At 41.6% G+C, this 18,032-nt stretch carries 20 protein-coding genes; 10 read left to right on the forward strand and 10 right to left on the reverse strand.

What is annotated here, in order from left to right:
* Window positions 1-76: 76 nt before the first annotated feature.
* The 5 genes from pfkA to ung form a co-directional block, all read right to left on the reverse strand.
* The gene (gene pfkA, locus AC30SH_RS02060) at window positions 77-1,042 is read right to left on the reverse strand and encodes a 6-phosphofructokinase (protein WP_048749355.1); all 966 of its coding nucleotides are present in this window, start codon (window positions 1,040-1,042) and stop codon (window positions 77-79) included.
* A gap of 62 nt (window positions 1,043-1,104) precedes the next feature.
* The gene (locus tag AC30SH_RS02065) at window positions 1,105-2,025 is read right to left on the reverse strand and encodes a cation diffusion facilitator family transporter (RefSeq protein WP_489582042.1); all 921 of its coding nucleotides are present in this window, start codon (window positions 2,023-2,025) and stop codon (window positions 1,105-1,107) included.
* The gene (locus AC30SH_RS02070; RefSeq protein ID WP_489582391.1) at window positions 2,025-2,585 is read right to left on the reverse strand and encodes a hypothetical protein; all 561 of its coding nucleotides are present in this window, start codon (window positions 2,583-2,585) and stop codon (window positions 2,025-2,027) included. Before AC30SH_RS02070 ends, AC30SH_RS02065 begins: the two co-directional genes overlap by 1 nt.
* A gap of 5 nt (window positions 2,586-2,590) precedes the next feature.
* Window positions 2,591-3,367 carry a peroxide stress protein YaaA gene (yaaA, locus tag AC30SH_RS02075; protein WP_489582043.1) on the reverse strand — a complete coding sequence of 259 codons (777 nt, stop codon included), beginning with the start codon at window positions 3,365-3,367 and terminating at the stop codon, window positions 2,591-2,593.
* A gap of 31 nt (window positions 3,368-3,398) precedes the next feature.
* Window positions 3,399-4,067 carry a uracil-DNA glycosylase gene (gene ung, locus AC30SH_RS02080; protein WP_489582392.1) on the reverse strand — a complete coding sequence of 223 codons (669 nt, stop codon included), beginning with the start codon at window positions 4,065-4,067 and terminating at the stop codon, window positions 3,399-3,401.
* Window positions 4,068-4,364: 297 nt separating this feature from the next.
* On the opposite strand from ung, the gene grcA reads away from it, so the two are divergent.
* The 5 genes from grcA to era all read left to right on the forward strand — a co-directional run bounded on the left by grcA (window position 4,365) and on the right by era (window position 9,328).
* Entirely contained in the window at window positions 4,365-4,748 is a 384-nt protein-coding gene (gene grcA / locus AC30SH_RS02085; protein WP_006719191.1) for an autonomous glycyl radical cofactor GrcA, read from the forward strand.
* A gap of 166 nt (window positions 4,749-4,914) precedes the next feature.
* A complete protein-coding gene (lepA, locus tag AC30SH_RS02090) occupies window positions 4,915-6,711 on the forward strand; it encodes a translation elongation factor 4 (RefSeq protein ID WP_489582044.1) in 1,797 nt (598 codons plus the stop codon).
* A 10-nt stretch (window positions 6,712-6,721) separates the two neighbouring features.
* A complete protein-coding gene (lepB, locus tag AC30SH_RS02095) occupies window positions 6,722-7,744 on the forward strand; it encodes a signal peptidase I (RefSeq protein WP_489582045.1) in 1,023 nt (340 codons plus the stop codon).
* 1 nt (window position 7,745) lies between these two features.
* Entirely contained in the window at window positions 7,746-8,426 is a 681-nt protein-coding gene (rnc, locus tag AC30SH_RS02100; RefSeq protein ID WP_454906030.1) for a ribonuclease III, read from the forward strand.
* On the forward strand, window positions 8,423-9,328 hold the full coding sequence (gene era, locus AC30SH_RS02105; protein WP_109128198.1) for a GTPase Era: 906 nt from the start codon (window positions 8,423-8,425) through the stop codon (window positions 9,326-9,328). Before rnc ends, era begins: the two co-directional genes overlap by 4 nt.
* An 85-nt stretch (window positions 9,329-9,413) precedes the next feature.
* On the opposite strand, the gene psiE is transcribed toward era, so the two are convergent.
* Window positions 9,414-9,833, reverse strand: coding sequence for a phosphate-starvation-inducible protein PsiE (gene psiE, locus AC30SH_RS02110; protein WP_048749371.1), 420 nt, complete (start codon window positions 9,831-9,833; stop codon window positions 9,414-9,416).
* Window positions 9,834-9,997: 164 nt separating this feature from the next.
* A complete protein-coding gene (gene sodC, locus AC30SH_RS02115) occupies window positions 9,998-10,567 on the reverse strand; it encodes a superoxide dismutase family protein (RefSeq protein WP_212509908.1) in 570 nt (189 codons plus the stop codon).
* Between the two features lie 179 nt (window positions 10,568-10,746).
* On the opposite strand from sodC, the gene AC30SH_RS02120 reads away from it, so the two are divergent.
* Window positions 10,747-11,502 carry a class I SAM-dependent methyltransferase gene (locus AC30SH_RS02120; RefSeq protein ID WP_212509907.1) on the forward strand — a complete coding sequence of 252 codons (756 nt, stop codon included), beginning with the start codon at window positions 10,747-10,749 and terminating at the stop codon, window positions 11,500-11,502.
* Between the two features lie 43 nt (window positions 11,503-11,545).
* Here the strand turns inward: AC30SH_RS02120 and recF are convergent, their stop codons facing one another.
* Genes recF through dnaA form a run of 3 tightly spaced genes read right to left on the reverse strand, consistent with a single transcriptional unit; the run spans window position 11,546 to window position 15,098 of the window.
* Window positions 11,546-12,622, reverse strand: a complete 1,077-nt coding sequence (gene recF, locus AC30SH_RS02125) for a DNA replication/repair protein RecF (RefSeq protein ID WP_212509906.1) — start codon at window positions 12,620-12,622, stop codon at window positions 11,546-11,548.
* A 3-nt stretch (window positions 12,623-12,625) separates the two neighbouring features.
* Window positions 12,626-13,726, reverse strand: a complete 1,101-nt coding sequence (dnaN, locus tag AC30SH_RS02130; protein WP_314885224.1) for a DNA polymerase III subunit beta — start codon at window positions 13,724-13,726, stop codon at window positions 12,626-12,628.
* 10 nt (window positions 13,727-13,736) lie between these two features.
* Window positions 13,737-15,098, reverse strand: coding sequence for a chromosomal replication initiator protein DnaA (gene dnaA, locus AC30SH_RS02135; RefSeq protein WP_212509904.1), 1,362 nt, complete (start codon window positions 15,096-15,098; stop codon window positions 13,737-13,739).
* Window positions 15,099-15,519: 421 nt separating this feature from the next.
* Here dnaA and rpmH point away from each other — a divergent pair, with 421 nt between their 5' ends.
* The 4 genes from rpmH to yidC are packed head-to-tail and all read left to right on the forward strand — an operon-like array spanning window position 15,520 to window position 17,884.
* Window positions 15,520-15,654 (forward strand): 50S ribosomal protein L34, encoded by a 135-nt coding sequence (gene rpmH / locus AC30SH_RS02140; protein WP_005539760.1) that lies wholly within the window; start codon window positions 15,520-15,522, stop codon window positions 15,652-15,654.
* A 12-nt stretch (window positions 15,655-15,666) separates the two neighbouring features.
* On the forward strand, window positions 15,667-16,035 hold the full coding sequence (gene rnpA / locus AC30SH_RS02145) for a ribonuclease P protein component (RefSeq protein ID WP_048749382.1): 369 nt from the start codon (window positions 15,667-15,669) through the stop codon (window positions 16,033-16,035).
* Complete coding sequence (gene yidD / locus AC30SH_RS02150) at window positions 15,990-16,253, forward strand: membrane protein insertion efficiency factor YidD (protein ID WP_082161918.1); 264 nt, start codon at window positions 15,990-15,992, stop codon at window positions 16,251-16,253. The genes rnpA and yidD overlap by 46 nt, the downstream gene beginning before the upstream one ends.
* Window positions 16,253-17,884 carry a membrane protein insertase YidC gene (gene yidC, locus AC30SH_RS02155; protein ID WP_048749384.1) on the forward strand — a complete coding sequence of 544 codons (1,632 nt, stop codon included), beginning with the start codon at window positions 16,253-16,255 and terminating at the stop codon, window positions 17,882-17,884. Before yidD ends, yidC begins: the two co-directional genes overlap by 1 nt.
* The last annotated feature ends 148 nt before the right edge of the window (window positions 17,885-18,032 follow it).

Consider the following 18,032-nt stretch of genomic DNA (forward strand, 5'->3'; position numbering starts at 1 on the left):
AAATAAATAAAAAAGTGCGGTCAAAAAACACAATGGATTTTGACCGCACTTTTGTTTGGGTAAAAAACGATAGCGTTTAGTCTAAGCGTTTGAACATGGTTAACCAGTCTGCTTTAAATTCACGGCGCATGTTGTTGATGGCATCAATGATATCGTGGTGAACTAAGTGTTCATTTTGGATGCCCACACAGTAGCCGCCTTTGCCTTGGAGCAATAAGTCGATAGCATAGACGCCCATGCGGGAACCGAGGATACGGTCGAATGCACATGGTGTACCGCCACGTTGGATGTGACCTAAAATAGTGGCGCGGGTTTCATGATGAACGCGATCTTCAATTTCTTTCGCTAATTCATTTACGTCGCAGATTAATTCAGTAATCGCAATAATCGCATGGCGTTTGCCTTTGATGATGCTGCGTTCAATTTGGCGAATCAGCTCTTCGCGGTTAAATTCTACCTCGGAGGCCACAATGTATTCGCATCCACCGGCAATCCCTGCAGAAATGGTGAGGTCGCTACAGTGGCGGCCCATGATTTCTACGATGGAAATACGTTGGTGGGAGCTGGAGGTGTCACGTAAACGGTCGATGGCTTCAACGGCGGTTTGTAATGCGGTTTGGTAGCCGATGGTATAGTCGGTCCCGGCAACGTCGTTATCGATTGTGCCAGGAATACCAACGCATGGGAAACCGTGTTCTTCGGTCAATAATTTCGCCCCCATGTAGGAACCGTCCCCGCCGATAACGACGAGCGCATCAATGCCGTGAGAACGTAAGATGTCGGCACATTTTGCACGCACTTCCGGATCTTTAAATTCCGGGAAACGTGCTGAGCCTAAACAGGTACCGCCACGGTTGATGATGTCGGATACGCTATAACGGGTTAACTGCTTAATGTTGTTGTGGTATAAGCCATAATAGCCGTCATAGATACCATAAACTTCTAACCCTTCAGACAACCCTGCGCGAACCACTGCGCGAATTGCCGCGTTCATGCCCGGTGCGTCGCCACCACTTGTTAATACTGCAATTTTTTTAATCATAAGTTATCCCTTACATAAAGTTTTAATTTAAAAATCGGTTGTTTAGGTTAAACGTGCTCAAATTATAGCATTTTTTTTATGTGCTGCATTTCTTGTTGTACAACAAATGTGGGTTCCGGATGGATCACAATATCGCTGTGCGGGAACGTTGTTTTTAACCGTGTTTCCAAATGTTCGGTGATATCGTGCGCTTCGATAAAAGACAGCTCATCCGCCAATTCAAGGTGAAATTGAATAAAACGAATCGCACCGGAACGACGGGTGCGTAACGCATGAAACCCGAGGATACGCGGATCTTGGGCGATTTCTTGGTTAAGCACCGCATTAATTTGTTCAATTTCCTCTGCCGGTAACATTTGATCAAGCAATAACTGTGTTGAACTAAACAGCATTTTGGCCGCATTTAATAAAATATAAAGGGAGATTAAAATCGCAAAAACCGCATCTGCCCATAAAATACCGTGCACACTCAAGCCTAAGGAAATCAAAATGGCAAAGTTCATCAGCAAATCTGTTTGATAATGCAACCGATCCGCTTTAATTGCCGGGCTATCCGTTTGTTCAATTACACGTCCTTGATACCACACTAATAATAGTGTCGCAAAAATGGAAAAGACGGTAACCAACAAACCCAATATTGTATTGTTCAAGGCTTGCGGGGAATTAAAACGGTGTATGCCTTGTAGTAACAGGAAAATCGCCGAACCGGAAATAAAGGCGCTTTGCACCAAAGAGGCGAGAGATTCCGCCTTACCATGCCCAAAAGAGTGGTTGTGATCGGCGGGCATTAAAGCAAAACGCAAAATCAGCATGCTCATGAAAGAGGCCAATAAATCCAACATGGAGTCGGTGATTGAGGCGAGCATACTCACTGAGTCTGTTTGCCACCAGGCAATGCCTTTCACGATAATTAACACTAAAGCGGTGATAATGGAAAAATGCGCCGCCTTTTTGACTTGAGCGGAATATTCAGAAGCCGGCATTACGCTTTACATCCCAAAAGCCAATCCGCTTTGCTCAGTTGTTTCATTTCTTTTTCAACCAAATATTTTTTCAGATGGTTGACCACGCGTTTGCTATTCATATTGCCGAGTTTGTAATTTTTCGGAATTTTCAAGGAATACTGATATTGCACAAAGCCACAAAACGGCAATTCTTTACCTTTTGCCATGTCGATTTGCCAATCTTTGTTTTGTTCGGATGGCTCATAAATCACATAGGCGTATAATGTTTCGTTTTGGCGATAAAGCTGGAAATTTTTCACGCCGGTGTTGGTATAAACCCGCTTGCGCAAATCAATGCGTTGTTGCAAGGTGCGCTTTTGAAAGTTTCGATCGAGCAAAATCTCCACCGCACTTTGCCATTCTTTCGGTGTTTCGCCCGGCAATAGATAAACATAACGAGCGACACTGCCCAAATCCTGTTGGGTCGCAAGTTGGTAGGTTTTATCATTGTGTTGAATGCTTTGCGGCACGTCTAATTGTGAGTTGGAAACGCACGCTGTTAGGAAAAGTGCGGTCAAAATAACAAGTGTTTTTTTCATCATGTTTATTCCGCCAAATCCCGTTTAAAGACAAATTCTGTTTTTGTAGATGCCGCGCTATCAAACCAGTAGCCACCAAGGTCGAATTGCTTAAGCTGTTCTACGTCGCTAATGCGATGTTGAATGAGGTAACGACACATTAAGCCGCGTGCTTTTTTGGCATAGAAGCTAATCACTTTGTACTTCCCATTTTTGTTATCTAAAAAGACCGGTTTAATAATGTTACCTTTGAGGTTGTGTTCTTGCACTGATTTGTAGTATTCGTCGGAGGCCAAGTTAATGAGTGTACCGCCTTGTTGATCGATCGCTTGTTGCAATACCGGCGTAATGACATTGTGCCAGAACGCATATAAATCCTTGCCTTTCGGATTAGCGAGTTTTGTTCCCATTTCCAAACGGTATGGCTGGATTAAATCTAATGGCGTTAATAAGCCATATAAGCCGGATAAAATACGCAAGTGTTGCTGTGCATATAACACATCTTCTTCATTGAGAGATTCAATATCTAATCCCGTGTAAACATCGCCTTTGAACGCATAAACCGCCGCTTTGGCATTGTGTTCGTTATGGTTTTGTTGCCATTCAGCAAAACGGGCGGCATTAAGCCCGGCGAGTTTATCGCTGATTGACATTAATGAACCGATGTCTGCCGGTGTCAGTTCACGGCAAATATCGATCAGTTGTTGGCTTTGGGCTAAAAAGTGCGGTTGAAAATGCGGGAGTTTTTGGGGCACTGCATTCTCAAAATCTAATGTTTTTGCGGGAGAAATAATCGCTAACATAAAAATTCCTGTAATGGTTCTGATAACAACGCTAAAGCGCGCTTAATTGCCAATTAATCGGGGAAATACCATGTTGTTGTAAATAGACGTTGGTTTTAGAAAAATGGTGGCAACCGAAAAAGCCACGATGGGCGGATAGCGGCGATGGATGCACGCTGGTTAAAACACAATGTTTTTGGCGATCAATAAATTGCCCTTTTTTCTGCGCCGGGCTACCCCATAATAGAAAGACCAGATTTTCGCGATGTTGATTTAAGGCTTCAATGACTTTATCGGTAAAAATTTCCCAACCCCAATTCGCGTGGGAATGAGCTAAACCTTGTTCTACGGTTAATACCGAGTTAAGCAACAACACACCTTGCTGCGCCCATTCCACTAAATAGCCATGATTTGGCATCTGAAAGTCCTCAATGTCATTGGACAATTCTTTATACATATTTAACAAAGAGGGTGGCGGTTTGACACCGGGTTTAACGGAAAAGGATAAACCATGCGCTTGATTTGGTCCATGGTAAGGATCTTGTCCTAAAATCACCACTTTGACCCGTTCGAATTCTGTTAATTTAAAAGCATTGAACACGTCCGGTGCGGGCGGGTAAATAATTTTCCCCAGTTCCCGTTCTGCATGTACACGTTGCAACACTTGTTGAAAATAAGGCTGTTGTTTTTCCTGCCCAATGACATCTGTCCAGGTTTTCATCATGGGGTTCCCATCTAATTTTGCGTAGCGGGAATTATAATGAAGCCATCGTGAAATTCATAGCAATAAGCGTGATTTGTTTGTTATTAAGATGTAACTAAATAGAGACCATTTTGTTAAATTTCGCATACCTAGAATGGATTATTTTTGATATGTATCAAATATTAAAAATGAATTAAAAAAAGACTTCGGTTCTATATCAAATTAAAGTCAAATTAATTTGAAAACTTCAAAATTTTTGATAAAATCCGCGCAGTTCAATTAATATACAGAAAAGCCAAATTTAGGAGGCATTTTATGATTAAAGGTATCCAAATCACCCAAGCGGCTAATGACAATCTTTTAAACTCTTTCTGGTTGTTAGATAGCGAAAAAGGTGAAGCACGTTGTTTATGTGCAAAAGGTGATTACGCAGAAGATCAAATCGTAGCAGTAAGCGAATTAGGTCAAATCGAATACCGTGAATTACCGGTAAATGTTGCACCAACTGTGAAAGTAGAAGGCGGTCAACACTTAAACGTAAACGTATTACGTCGTGAGACATTAGAAGATGCGGTGAAACACCCTGAAAAATACCCGCAATTAACAATCCGTGTTTCCGGTTACGCTGTGCGTTTCAACTCTTTAACACCGGAACAACAACGCGATGTGATTACTCGTACTTTCACTGAAAGCTTGTAATTTCAAGTAATAAAAAGAACCCCCGATGAATTCGGGGGTTTTGTTTTTTTAAACGAGGTAAAAACAGACCGCACTTTTCCTTTTCTTTTCTAGCGATTTCCGCACTTTTCGGGTACAATCCGCCAGTTAAATTTTATGACTTTTGAATGAGAAAAATTACCAATTTATGAAGAATATTCGCAACTTTTCTATTATTGCCCATATTGACCACGGTAAATCTACCTTATCGGATCGTTTAATCCAAACTTGTGGCGGTTTGTCTGATCGCGAAATGGAGGAGCAAGTATTGGATTCTATGGATCTGGAGCGTGAGCGCGGGATTACCATTAAAGCTCAAAGCGTGACGCTGAACTATAAATCCAAAGATGGCGAGACCTATCAACTGAATTTTATCGACACGCCGGGTCATGTTGACTTTTCTTATGAGGTATCCCGCTCTCTTGCCGCCTGTGAAGGCGCATTATTGGTGGTGGATGCCGGGCAAGGGGTAGAAGCACAAACCTTGGCAAACTGTTATACAGCCATTGAAATGAACTTAGAAGTGGTGCCGATTTTAAACAAAATCGACTTGCCTGCCGCAGAACCTGAACGTGTTGCAGAAGAAATTGAAGACATCGTGGGTATTGATGCGATTGACGCGGTGCGTTGTTCTGCGAAAACCGGCGTGGGCATTGAAGATGTATTAGAAGAAATTGTGGCGAAAATTCCGTCACCGGAAGGTGATCCGAATGCGCCATTACAGGCATTAATTATTGATTCTTGGTTTGATAATTATTTAGGCGTGGTGTCTTTGGTTCGTATTAAAAACGGCACGTTACGCAAAGGCGATAAAATCAAAGTGATGTCCACCGGTCAATCTTATAACGTAGATCGTTTGGGGATTTTTACTCCAAAACAAGTGGATACCACCGTCTTAAATTGTGGCGAAGTAGGTTGGGTGGTCTGTGCCATTAAAGATATTTTAGGCGCTCCGGTGGGGGATACCTTAACTCACTACAACACGCCGGCGAGTTCCGTATTACCGGGATTTAAGAAAGTTAAACCACAGGTTTACGCAGGCTTGTTCCCGATTAGCTCCGATGACTATGAAGCCTTCCGTGATGCGCTTGGTAAGTTAAGTTTAAATGACGCCTCCCTGTTCTATGAACCGGAAAATTCCACCGCACTTGGCTTCGGTTTCCGTTGTGGTTTCCTTGGCTTGTTGCACATGGAAATTATTCAGGAACGTTTGGAGCGGGAATATGATTTAGATTTAATCACGACCGCGCCAACTGTAGTCTATGAAGTGGAATTGACTAATGGCGAGGTGATTTATGTTGATAGCCCGTCAAAACTGCCTCCGCTGAACAATATTGCAGAAATTCGCGAGCCGATTGCAGAATGTAACATGTTGTTGCCACAGGCCTATTTGGGTAACGTGATTACGTTGTGTGTGGAAAAACGTGGGGTGCAAACACACATGGTGTACCACGGCAATCAGGTGGCGCTGACTTATGAAATTCCGATGGGCGAAGTGGTGTTGGATTTCTTTGACCGCCTCAAATCCACTTCTCGTGGTTATGCTTCTTTAGATTACGGCTTCAAACGTTTCCAAACGGCAGATATGGTGCGCGTGGATATTATGATCAATGGTGATCGTGTAGATGCGTTAGCGTTAATTGTACATAAAGACAATGCGCCGTATCGCGGTCGAGAGTTGGTAGAAAAAATGCGTGAATTAATTCCGCGCCAACAATTTGACATTGCGATTCAAGCCGCGATTGGTAACCACATTATTGCCCGTTCCACCGTGAAACAATTGCGTAAAAACGTGTTGGCAAAATGTTATGGTGGTGACGTCAGCCGTAAGAAGAAATTATTGCAAAAACAAAAAGAAGGTAAGAAACGGATGAAACAGCTCGGTAACGTGGAAGTGCCGCAGGAAGCGTTCTTAGCCATCTTACATGTAGGAAAAGATAAATAAGGAAGTAGCAATGTCGAACTTATTTACGATTATTTTAATCGCGATTGGATACGGTTTATGGAAAGTGTTGGATCATTTTCAGTTGCCTAATACGTTTTCTATTTTACTGATTATTTTCACCGCACTTTCCGGTGCCGTCTGGTGTTATTTACGTTTTGGGGTGTTACCAAAACGCGCCAGACAAATTGCGCGCTTGGAGCAACGCGGTGGCAAACCGCTAAACGAAGAGGAAAAAACTCAAATTGAACCGATTTCAGAAAGTTCTGAATTTGTCGCGTCTTTGTTTCCGGTATTAGCTTTTGTATTGATTGTGCGCTCATTTATTTTCGAGCCATTTCAAATTCCCTCTTCTTCCATGGAACCCACATTGCGTATTGGCGACTTCATCTTAGTCAATAAATTTGATTACGGTATTAAAGATCCTATTTTTCAAAATACCCTTTTGAAAATGGGCGAGCCGCAACGAGGTGATGTTATTGTGTTCAAGGCGCCGGAATCACCAAGCACAGACTATATAAAACGTATTGTCGGCAAACCGGGTGATCGCGTGATTTATAATGAAGCCAATCGTCATTTAACCCTGGTTTACGCTAAAGATGGTAAAGAGTGTTTAGTAGATTGCGATATCAAAGAATTCATCTATACCCAACCTGAACCTAATGACAATTTCCGTTTTATTTTAGGTAGAGATCACAGTGGGAAAGTGCAATATGGCCCTGCACCATTAGAAACTATTGAAACCGGTGATGTGACACACGCCATTCATTGGTATCCACAGCCGATTAACGAAGGATATCGTTATAAAGCCTTTAGCAAACAAGAAAATTATGTAACAGAATGGGTTGTGCCGGAAGGGCAGTATTTTGTCATGGGCGATAACCGTAACAACAGTGAAGATAGCCGTTTCTGGGGATTTGTGCCGTCACAAAATATTGTGGGTAAAGCAACCTATATTTGGCTGAGTTTAAAGAAAGAACAGGATGAATGGCCAACCGGCGTTCGCACCGAGCGTTTGTTCCAGAAAATTCAATAATATGCGAGAAGATAATTTAGATCGTTTACAACGAAAAATTGACTATCATTTCCAAGATGTTGCCTTGCTTAAGCAAGCACTTACCCATCGTAGTGCTGGGCATAATCATAATGAACGCTTAGAGTTTCTAGGCGATGCCATTTTGAATTTAACCATCGCGGAAGCGTTGTTTCATCAGTTTCCAAAATGCAATGAGGGTGAGTTGAGCCGGATGCGCGCGACTTTAGTGCGTGAGCCGACCTTAGCCATTCTTGCCCGTGATTTTCAATTGGGTGATTATTTATCACTTGGGCAAGGCGAGTTAAAAAGTGGCGGTTTTCGCCGTGAATCTATTTTGGCGGATTGTGTTGAAGCGATTATCGGGGCCATTTCACTGGATAGTAGCTTAAGTCATGCGACACAGATCGTGAATCGTTGGTATCAAACGCTCCTTGAAACGATTAAACCGGGCGACAATCAAAAAGATGCTAAAACCCGTTTACAGGAATATTTACAAGGTAATCGCCAACCGTTACCCACTTATCATGTAGTAAGTATTCAAGGGGAAGCCCATAACCAATTATTTATCGTGGAGTGTTCCATTTCAGATAATGACCGCACTTTTATCGGTAAAGGTTCCAGCCGTCGTAAAGCGGAACAAGCTGCGGCAGAACAAATTCTTCAAGAGTTAAATATCAAATGACAGAACAACTTGAAACGTATTGTGGCTTTATTGCCATTGTAGGTCGTCCGAACGTAGGGAAATCCACCTTGCTGAATAAAATTCTCGGACAAAAAATTTCTATCACATCGCGCAAAGCGCAAACAACCCGTCATCGTATTGTGGGCATTAAAACCGAAGGCCCGTATCAGGAAATTTATGTAGATACGCCGGGGCTACACATTGAGGAAAAACGGGCCATCAACCGCTTAATGAACCGAGCTGCCAGCAGTGCGATTACTGATGTGGATTTAGTCATTTTTGTGGTGGATGGCACCCATTGGAACGATGACGATGAAATGGTGCTGAATAAACTGCGTAAAACGAAAGTGCCGGTTGTGCTTGCCATTAATAAAATCGATAACATTAAAAATAAAGATGATTTATTGCCGTTTATTACGGAAATCAGTAGTAAATTTACGTTTATCGATATCGTGCCGATTTCCGCTGAAAAAGGGAATAATTTAGAGGTGATTGAGAACATCGTGCGTAAGTCTTTGCGCCCAGGTGTGCACCATTTCCCGGAAGATTATGTGACCGATCGTTCTCAACGTTTCATGGCATCGGAAATTATTCGTGAAAAATTAATGCGCTTTATGGGAGAAGAATTACCTTATTCTGTTACTGTAGAAATTGAGCAATTTAAGGTGAATGAGCGCGGTACGTATGAAATTAATGCCCTGATTTTGGTTGAACGAGACGGACAGAAAAAAATCGTTATCGGTCACAAAGGCGAAAAATTGAAAAAAATCGGTACAGAAGCCCGTTTAGACATGGAGCGTTTATTTGATAATAAAGTCCATTTGGAACTTTGGGTGAAAGTGAAATCCGGCTGGGCGGACGATGAGCGTGCCTTACGTAGCCTAGGATATATGGAAGAGTAATGTAAAAAAGGTGAGCAACGGGCTCACCTTTTTGATCTTTAAAGTGCGGTGGAAAATCAAATTGTTTTTTGACCGCACTTTTATTTTAGATATTTCTTAATTTATTGGAATAGAGTACTAAGCATAACGCGATTACCATAATTAAAATGGCACAGGCGAAGAGAAGGGTATCTACCGAACTTTCGTGATTTACGATGATCAAACGCAGCATGGCGGTGATACCGGCGTAAATAAAATAACGCAGAGGAAAATGGTAACCACTTTTGAAATATTGCACGATAAGACCGATAAAACCGAAATAGAGGAAAAACATAACGGCTTGTTCGGCAACGTCATAAGGCACAATGGATGAGGTATTGAAGACCATCATTGCCAAAGAATACGTAATTTTGACGAGGGCGATAATGAGTACCAGTGCCAATGCGATTAATGCAGAGCTTAAAACGATTTTTAATATTCCGGTGACCACTTGGGGGAGTTTTTCTAATTGTTGAGATTCTTCCATAGTTTACTTTCCTTCATTTTATAACGAGATTCAAAGGGTGCGTATTCTAAAACAAGAGAGGATAAGGGTAAATAGATTTGATTAGCGAGAAATATCGGATTTTTTAACCGCACTTTTATAAAAAGAAAGGCTGACATTTGTCAGCCTTTTGTTTTCATTATTAATTATTTGATTACACCGCAGGCCATACGTGCACCGCCACCACCAAGTGGAGCAGGGTGATCAGAGTGGTTATCGCCACCCACGTGGATCATGATGGAATGACCACGAACGTCATCAAGGTGTTTGATACGTGGTGCAAGCACAGGGTTAGTCGCTGTGCCATCATGTAATACGGTTAATGCCGGTAAATCGCCTAAGTGTGCGTCATCTTGCCATGGGAAGCCGTGTTTTTTAGTCTCTTTTGGATCCCAGTGACCGCCTGCGCCTAAGCCTGCAGTAAGTTTACCGTCTTTTTCTTTCGGATCACAGCTTGGGTTTTGGTGAATATGGAAACCATGTAAACCGGCTTCTAATCCGTTTAAGTTTGGTGTAAAGACCAAACCGTAGTTGGATTCGGTAATGGTGACGGTACCTACATCTTTGTTGCCGTTAACCGGATCAAGTTGTTGTACTTTTACTTCAATAGAAGCACCGGCAGGCGCCATGTGATCGTGTTTGTGTTCATGGGCATTCGCCATACTTGCAGCACAGATTGCGCCGATGCTTACAGCTAAGAGAGTTTTAAATTTCATTGGTTTACTCCTTTTATGTTAAAAATCTTTTATATTCTAACCAAAATAAGGCATAAATCGAGCATTTTTAGAATGTTATTGACTATCAACGACATTTGAATTTTTTTATCTTTTTTCTTTAATCGAAATGAGATTTATTTATAATATAAATCATTGCTATTTTATTTAGGAGAAATCAGATGGCTAAAGAAGAAGTCGGCCATAATTTTTTGGCACGTTTAGGTAAAACCCGTTTGCGCCCGGGTGGTCGGAAGGCGACTGATTGGTTGATTGCAAGCGGTGATTTTAATAAAGATAAAAAAGTCCTCGAAGTGGCATGCAATATGTGCACCACCGCCATTGGTTTGGCAAAGCAATATGGTTGCCAAATTGAAGGTGTCGATTTAGATGAAAACGCCTTGGAAAAAGCCAAGGCCAATATTGCGGCGAATAACTTGCAGGACAAAATTCATGTGCAACGCGCCAATGCGATGAAATTGCCTTTTGAAGATAATACCTTTGATATTGTAATTAATGAGGCAATGCTCACCATGCTGCCTGTTGAGGCCAAAATGAAAGCCGTTGGTGAATATTTTCGCGTATTGAAACCGGGTGGCTTTTTGCTGACTCACGATGTGATGTTAGTGGGGGATGATCATAAAACCATTTTGGAAAATATGCGCAATGCCATCAATGTGACGGTAACGCCATTAACCAAAGAGGGGTGGAAGCAGGTGTTTTTAGACAGTGGTTTTCGTAATATCGAAACCTTTTCCGGTGAGATGACACTGTTGTCGCCAAAAGGCATGATTTATGACGAAGGCGTGTTAGGCACACTGAAAATCATTAAAAATGCCATGAAAGCGGAAAATCGTGAGCAGTTTAAGCGAATGTTTAGCACTTTTAATGACCCTGAACGTAAATTGCATTTTATTGCGGTTTGTAGTCAAAAATAACCGATTTTCTTATGATTAGCCTCCAAATTGGAGGCTAATTTTTTTACAACAATTCGATTTTGCCCGAATCGATTTTAAAAGTGCGGTGCTTTTTCGGTTGCATTTCTTTGAGCTGGTTTTGTGTAATGGCGGTGACAAAAACTTGTGAGCCACTGTTTTGTAAGCGTTCAGCAAGAAGACTACGCTTAGTTTGATCCAACTCGGAGGCAAAGTCGTCAATGAGGAAAATACAATGGCGTTGTTTTTGTTGCATCAAATGCTCGCCCTGAGCCAAACGCAATGCGCACATTAATAATTTCAGCTGACCGCGTGATAAAATATCTTCCACCGGTAATCCATTGGCTTTAAAACGAAAATCGGATTTTTGCGGGCCTGAAACTGTATAGCCTAATGCACGATCCCGTTCGAAATTACGCTCTAGCAATTCTGCGTAGTTTTGTTCTTTTTCCCAGCCTTGATGAAAACTCACGCCAATGTCGAGTTCAGGCAGAAATAAACGGCAGGTTTGTTCAATTTCCGGTTGCAAGGCTTGTGCATATTCGGCTCTTAGCAGGCTTACCTGCTCGGCAAGTTTCACCAATTCCACGTCCCAAATTTTCATTTGTTGATAACCGGAAACTTGCTGTAAGGCCGCATTTCGTTGTTTGAGTAAATGACTTAAGCTCGCCCACAGATTATAAAAACTCACGTGATGATGAAATAAGCCCCAATCCAGAAAGGCGCGACGATAGCTTGGGCCGCCATTGAGCAAATTTAAACCTTCCGGCGTGATGATTTGCATGGGCAACAGGTGTGCGAGGTCAGAAATTTTATTACCGTCTTCGCCGTTGATTTTCACGAGCGTATTGCCTTGGCGTAGTTTTTGCAAACCTACCGACCATTGATGTTGCTGTTCTTGAATTTGCCCAAAGAGGGTAAAGTGCGGTTGATCGTAAGAAATAATCCGATTACTGACCGCACTTTTAAAAGAGCGTCCGTGACCTAAATAGAAAATGGCTTCCAATAAGCTGGTTTTGCCACTGCCGTTGTTGCCAACCAAAAAGTTAAAGCCGTGATCTAATTCCAGATCTACGGCTTGTAAATTACGAAAATTTTCAACGGTTAAACGTGAAATCGCCATACATTATAAGCGCATCGGCATAATCACATATTCTGCGCTGGCATCTTCACAATCTTCAATTAAGCAGCTGGAAGAGGCATCAGTTAAGCGCATACGCACTCGATTGCATTTCAACGCATTCAACACGTCAAGAATATAGCTGACGTTAAAGCCCACTTCCATTTCTTCTCCGCTGTAAGAGACATCGATAATTTCTTCTGCCACCTCTTGTTCCGGGTTAGTGGCGGTGATTTTCAGTTGATTTTCACTAAGTTGTAAGCGTACGCTACGGAAACGTTCGTTAGATAAAATTGCTGCGCGTACAAAGGCTTGTTTTAAGGTTTCCCAACCGGCTTCAACGATGCGGGTTGCATTGCGTGGCAACACACGACGATAATCAGGGAAACGACCATCAATAAGTTTTGATGTGAATGTGATGTTATTTAATTGAATACGTAGGTTATTTGTGCCGATTTGTAAACGCGCCGGTTGCTCGCTTGGCTCCAACAAACGTGCCAGTTCTAATACACCTTTACGCGGTAAAATCACTGAATGAGTCTGTAAATCTTGTTCTAATGGAATAGTACAAACCGCTAAACGGTGGCCATCGGTTGCGACGGTGCGTAATAAATTACCTTCCGTTTCAAATTTCATACCATTTAAGAAATAGCGCGCGTCTTGATTTGCCATGGAAAATTGAGTGGCTTCAATTAAACGGCGTAGTGTCGCTTGCTCAAGGGTGAAATCGACTTCTGATTGCCAATCTGTGAGGTTCGGATAATCTTCCGCCGGCAAGGTGGATAAATTAAATTTACTGCGATCGGAGCGCACAATGGCGCGATCTTCTTCAAATGTGACGGTAATTTCCGCATTTTCCGGCAAACTACGGCAAATATCTAAGAATTTTTTAGCCGGAATTGTGAATTTGCCATCTTGTTCCGCATGAAGTAATGGCGTTTGGGTTGAAAGTTCGACTTCTAAATCCGTACCGGTAATGCTTAATTGATTATTCTCAATTTGCAATAAGACGTTATTTAATACCGGAATATTCGGGCGACTATTCAATACGCCACACACTTGTTGCAACGGTTTTAATAAATTTTCTCGGGAAATAATAAATTGCATCTGGTGACTCCTATACGGATAAAGTTCGGATTAAGTTAGCCCAATCTTCTTGAATATTCGGATCGGTGTCGCGGAAACTGGCAATCGTGCGACAGGCGTGTAAAACAGTGGTGTGATCGCGGTCACCGAAGGATTTGCCAATTTCCGGTAGGCTGCGGTTGGTTAATTCTTTTGCCAGCGCCATTGCCACTTGGCGTGGGCGAGCCACTGAGCGAGAGCGATTTTTGGATTTTAAATCGGATACTTTAATGCGGTAATATTCAGCGACTACTTTTTGAATATTGTCTACGGTTACCAGTTTGTCTTGTAACGCCAACATGTCTTTTAACGTTTCACGCACAAAATCAATGGTGATCGGTTCGCCTTTAAATTCCTGCATGGCTTTTACTCGGTTTAAGGCACCTTCCAATTCACGCACGTTGGTGCGTAATTTTTGACCGATGAAAAATGCCACCTCATGAGGTAAATCCACGTTATTTTCTTCCGCTTTTTTCATCAAAATGGCAACACGGGTTTCAAGATCCGGCGGTTCAATGGCTGTCGTGAGCCCCCAACCAAAGCGCGATTTTAGACGTTCTTCAATTTTTTCAATTTCACGTGGATAGCGGTCGGAAGTGAGAATAATTTGGCGTCCACGTTCAAATAAGGTATTGAAAATATGGAAAAATTCCTCTTGGGTTTTTTCTTTGTCGCTGAAAAATTGAATATCATCCACTAACAATGCATCTAAAGAGCGGTAGAATTTTTTAAATTCTTCCATTTTGTTATCGCGAATATAAGCGACAACCTGTTGAACGAAACGCTCGGAATGAATATACACGACGCGCGCCTCTGGATTATTGGCAATAATGCCGTTGCCAATCGCATGCAATAAGTGGGTTTTACCTAAGCCCGTACCGCCATATAAAAAGAGCGGGTTAGCGGTTTGTTCACCGGGATTATCAGCTACTTTTTGAGCCACAGCACGAGCCAGTTGGTTGGATTTACCCTCAACGAAATTTTCGAAAACTAATTTGGTATTTAGATTGGAATGATAAGGTGTTTTACTTGTACTTTTTTCTTCCGAAAAACTGACCGCGCTTTGTTTCTTCGCTGGTTTTTCTACTTTGGGTGCGGTAGGTTTAATACCTTCAATAACCGATATGCTAAGGTTGGGATTCGCACTGGTTTGGCGAGCAATATCAGTAATTAAAGGAAGATAGTTATCAATTACCCATTTTTGCACAAAAGCATTTGATGCATAAAGTAAGATACCGCTTGAGCTAGCCTCAGCTTGCAACGGATAGAGCCAGATTTTGAAATCGTCCGTAGGAATTTTATCTTGTAGTTGCAACAGGCAATTTTGCCACAGAGAATTCGGCTGGTGTTCCACGTTAATATATCCCTTGTTAATTGGTTTATAGTTTTCCTTCGATTACCTTGCCAACCTTTTATCTTATTGTTTTATATAGGTATTACTTATTGAACGGCCAAATTTTCGGCAATAAAGTGCGGTTGGAAAGGTGATTATTTTACAATAACAGAGGAAAAAGATCTGCTATCTGGCTCTAAAAAAAGCAAAAAAGGTTGCTTGCCATTTTTAGCCAAAACCGTATAATCGCCTCGCTTTTAAATGCTGTGAGTGATGGAAAAATGAACGAGTTAAGGTGTTTTTTCCTAATCTCATTTGACGAACGCTGAATTTATGATTACAATTCCGTTCCTTATTTTTTGATAATCTTTGTTTATTTAAACGTTTCCCAGCGTTTAAAGTAGAAACAGTTACTGAAACTATTTGACTTAGGTACATTATAATGAAACGCACATTTCAACCTTCTGTATTAAAACGTAGCCGTACTCACGGTTTCCGTGCTCGTATGGCAACTAAAAATGGCCGTCAAGTTTTAGCTCGTCGTCGTGCTAAAGGTCGTAAAAGTTTATCTGCCTAATCGCATATCAATGTGGTTAAGCTAAACTTTCCTAGGGAGTTACGTTTGTTAACTCCCGAACATTTTAAATACGTCTTCCAACAGCCGTTCCGCGCTAGTTCACCTGAAATCACCATTCTTGCCCGCACAAATCGACTCGAACATCCTCGCTTAGGTTTAACTGTGGCCAAAAAACACCTCAAACGAGCCCATGATCGTAATCGTATTAAACGGTTATGTCGTGAATCTTTTCGTTTAGCACAGCATAGCTTACCGAATTATGATTTTGTTGTTGTAGCAAAACAGGGAATCGGCCGTTTAGACAACCGCACTTTATGGCAAACCCTGGATAAATTATGGCAAAGACACATTCGTTTGGCGCAAAAATCCTTATCGGATTAATTCGTTTTTATCAGATTGTTATTAGCCCATTAATTGGTCCCCGTTGTCGTTTCACACCAACTTGTTCTTGCTACGGGATTGATGCGGTAAAAACGCATGGGGTGGTAAAAGGTGGTTGGCTTACGCTTAAACGTATATTAAAATGTCATCCTTTAAACGCGGGTGGATACGATCCCGTTCCACCCAAGATCAATAATAACAAAACAGAGAATAAATAATGGATTCAAGACGCGGCCTGTTGGTCATTGCACTACTTTTTATGTCTTTTATTGTTTATCAGCAATGGCAACTTGATTATCACACGCCAAAACCTGTGGCAACTGAGCAAACTGTAACATCCACTTCGGATGTGCCGGCTTCTTCTACTGGGAGCAATACAGTCATCGCAACGGATACCCAAGTAAAAGGTAAAGTGATTACCTTAGAAAATGATGTATTCCGTTTGAAAATTAATACCTTAGGTGGGGATGTTATTAGTTCTGAATTGTTGAAATATGATGCTGAACTAGATTCCAACATGCCATTTGTATTGTTACAAAATACACCGGAACACGTTTATATCGCTCAAAGCGGTTTAATCGGTAAAGATGGTATTGATACGAAAGCAGGTCGTGCTGATTATCAAGTTGAGGGTGAAAACTTCAAATTAGCCGATGGTCAAAACGAATTAATTGTTCCTTTGGTTTATCAAAAAGAGGGCGTGACTTATCGTAAAATTTTTGTATTGAAACGCGGTGAATATGACATTGCGGTCAATTATGAAATTAATAACCAAAGCGATAAAACGATTGAAGTTGAGCCTTATGGTCAGTTAAGACATACTTTAGTTGATAGCTCTGGTAACGTGGCGATGCCAACTTATACCGGTGGTGCTTATTCTTCTTCTGAAACTAATTATAAAAAATACAGTTTTAGTGACATGGAAAATGCCAATTTATCAGTGAATACTAAAGCCGGTTGGGTTGCTGTGTTGCAACACTATTTCGTTTCTGCTTGGATTCCAAATCAAGATGCCGATAACCAACTTTATACTTTAACGGATAAAGCCAACAACATCGGCTCAATTGGGTATCGCGGTCCGGTTGTTGCGATTCAACCGAATACAACTGAGAAATTAACCAGCAAATTATGGACCGGTCCAAAATTACAAAATGAAATGGGGCAAGTCGCAGATCATTTAGATTTAACAGTGGACTATGGTTGGGCCTGGTTTATTGCAAAACCATTATTCTGGTTGCTGACATTCATTCAACAGTTAGTTCACAACTGGGGTGTTGCGATTATTTGTGTTACGTTAGTGGTTAAAGCGATTTTATATCCGCTGACAAAAGCACAATATACCTCAATGGCTAAAATGCGCATGTTGCAACCAAAATTGCAAGAAATGCGCGAGCGTTTCGGTGAAGACCGTCAACGTATGAGCCAAGAGATGATGAAACTCTACAAAGACGAGAAAGTAAACCCATTAGGTGGTTGTTTACCGCTCTTATTACAAATGCCGATTTTCATCGCATTGTACTGGACATTCATGGAAGCTGTTGAATTACGTCATGCGCCATTCTTTGGTTGGATTCAAGACTTGTCTGCGCAAGATCCGTATTACATCCTGCCGATCTTAATGGGTGCTTCCATGTTCTTGTTACAAAAAATGTCTCCGACACCGGTTGCCGATCCGATGCAGCAAAAAATCATGAACTTCATGCCGTTAATCTTCATGGTGTTCTTCCTTTGGTTCCCGGCAGGTTTGGTACTTTATTGGTTGGTGTCTAACTTGATCACGATTATCCAACAACAACTGATTTATCGTGGTTTAGAGAAAAAAGGGTTACATACCCGTCATAAAAAATAGTGAAATCTAGAGAATTAAAAGGCACGTATTGTGCCTTTTATTTTAATTAAAAAATGCACGAAAAAATGACCGCACTTTTGCATCATAAAGTGCGGTTACAAAACGCAATGCTTTTTGACTGTTGGTTCTGTCAACGACCCAATTAGGG

Source organism: Aggregatibacter sp. HK296 (assembly GCF_980469475.1).

What these genes read in the sequence shown, in the direction of transcription:
- pfkA (WP_048749355.1), bottom strand. Translation starts at nt 1,042, where the DNA reads ATGATTAAAAAAATTGCAGTATTAACAAGTGGTGGCGACGCACCGGGC.
- AC30SH_RS02065 (WP_489582042.1), bottom strand. Translation starts at nt 2,025, where the DNA reads ATGCCGGCTTCTGAATATTCCGCTCAAGTCAAAAAGGCGGCGCATTTT.
- AC30SH_RS02070 (WP_489582391.1), bottom strand. Translation starts at nt 2,585, where the DNA reads ATGAAAAAAACACTTGTTATTTTGACCGCACTTTTCCTAACAGCGTGC.
- yaaA (WP_489582043.1), bottom strand. Translation starts at nt 3,367, where the DNA reads ATGTTAGCGATTATTTCTCCCGCAAAAACATTAGATTTTGAGAATGCA.
- ung (WP_489582392.1), bottom strand. Translation starts at nt 4,067, where the DNA reads ATGAAAACCTGGACAGATGTCATTGGGCAGGAAAAACAACAGCCTTAT.
- grcA (WP_006719191.1), top strand. Translation starts at nt 4,365, where the DNA reads ATGATTAAAGGTATCCAAATCACCCAAGCGGCTAATGACAATCTTTTA.
- lepA (WP_489582044.1), top strand. Translation starts at nt 4,915, where the DNA reads ATGAAGAATATTCGCAACTTTTCTATTATTGCCCATATTGACCACGGT.
- lepB (WP_489582045.1), top strand. Translation starts at nt 6,722, where the DNA reads ATGTCGAACTTATTTACGATTATTTTAATCGCGATTGGATACGGTTTA.
- rnc (WP_454906030.1), top strand. Translation starts at nt 7,746, where the DNA reads ATGCGAGAAGATAATTTAGATCGTTTACAACGAAAAATTGACTATCAT.
- era (WP_109128198.1), top strand. Translation starts at nt 8,423, where the DNA reads ATGACAGAACAACTTGAAACGTATTGTGGCTTTATTGCCATTGTAGGT.
- psiE (WP_048749371.1), bottom strand. Translation starts at nt 9,833, where the DNA reads ATGGAAGAATCTCAACAATTAGAAAAACTCCCCCAAGTGGTCACCGGA.
- sodC (WP_212509908.1), bottom strand. Translation starts at nt 10,567, where the DNA reads ATGAAATTTAAAACTCTCTTAGCTGTAAGCATCGGCGCAATCTGTGCT.
- AC30SH_RS02120 (WP_212509907.1), top strand. Translation starts at nt 10,747, where the DNA reads ATGGCTAAAGAAGAAGTCGGCCATAATTTTTTGGCACGTTTAGGTAAA.
- recF (WP_212509906.1), bottom strand. Translation starts at nt 12,622, where the DNA reads ATGGCGATTTCACGTTTAACCGTTGAAAATTTTCGTAATTTACAAGCC.
- dnaN (WP_314885224.1), bottom strand. Translation starts at nt 13,726, where the DNA reads ATGCAATTTATTATTTCCCGAGAAAATTTATTAAAACCGTTGCAACAA.
- rpmH (WP_005539760.1), top strand. Translation starts at nt 15,520, where the DNA reads ATGAAACGCACATTTCAACCTTCTGTATTAAAACGTAGCCGTACTCAC.
- yidD (WP_082161918.1), top strand. Translation starts at nt 15,990, where the DNA reads ATGGCAAAGACACATTCGTTTGGCGCAAAAATCCTTATCGGATTAATT.
- yidC (WP_048749384.1), top strand. Translation starts at nt 16,253, where the DNA reads ATGGATTCAAGACGCGGCCTGTTGGTCATTGCACTACTTTTTATGTCT.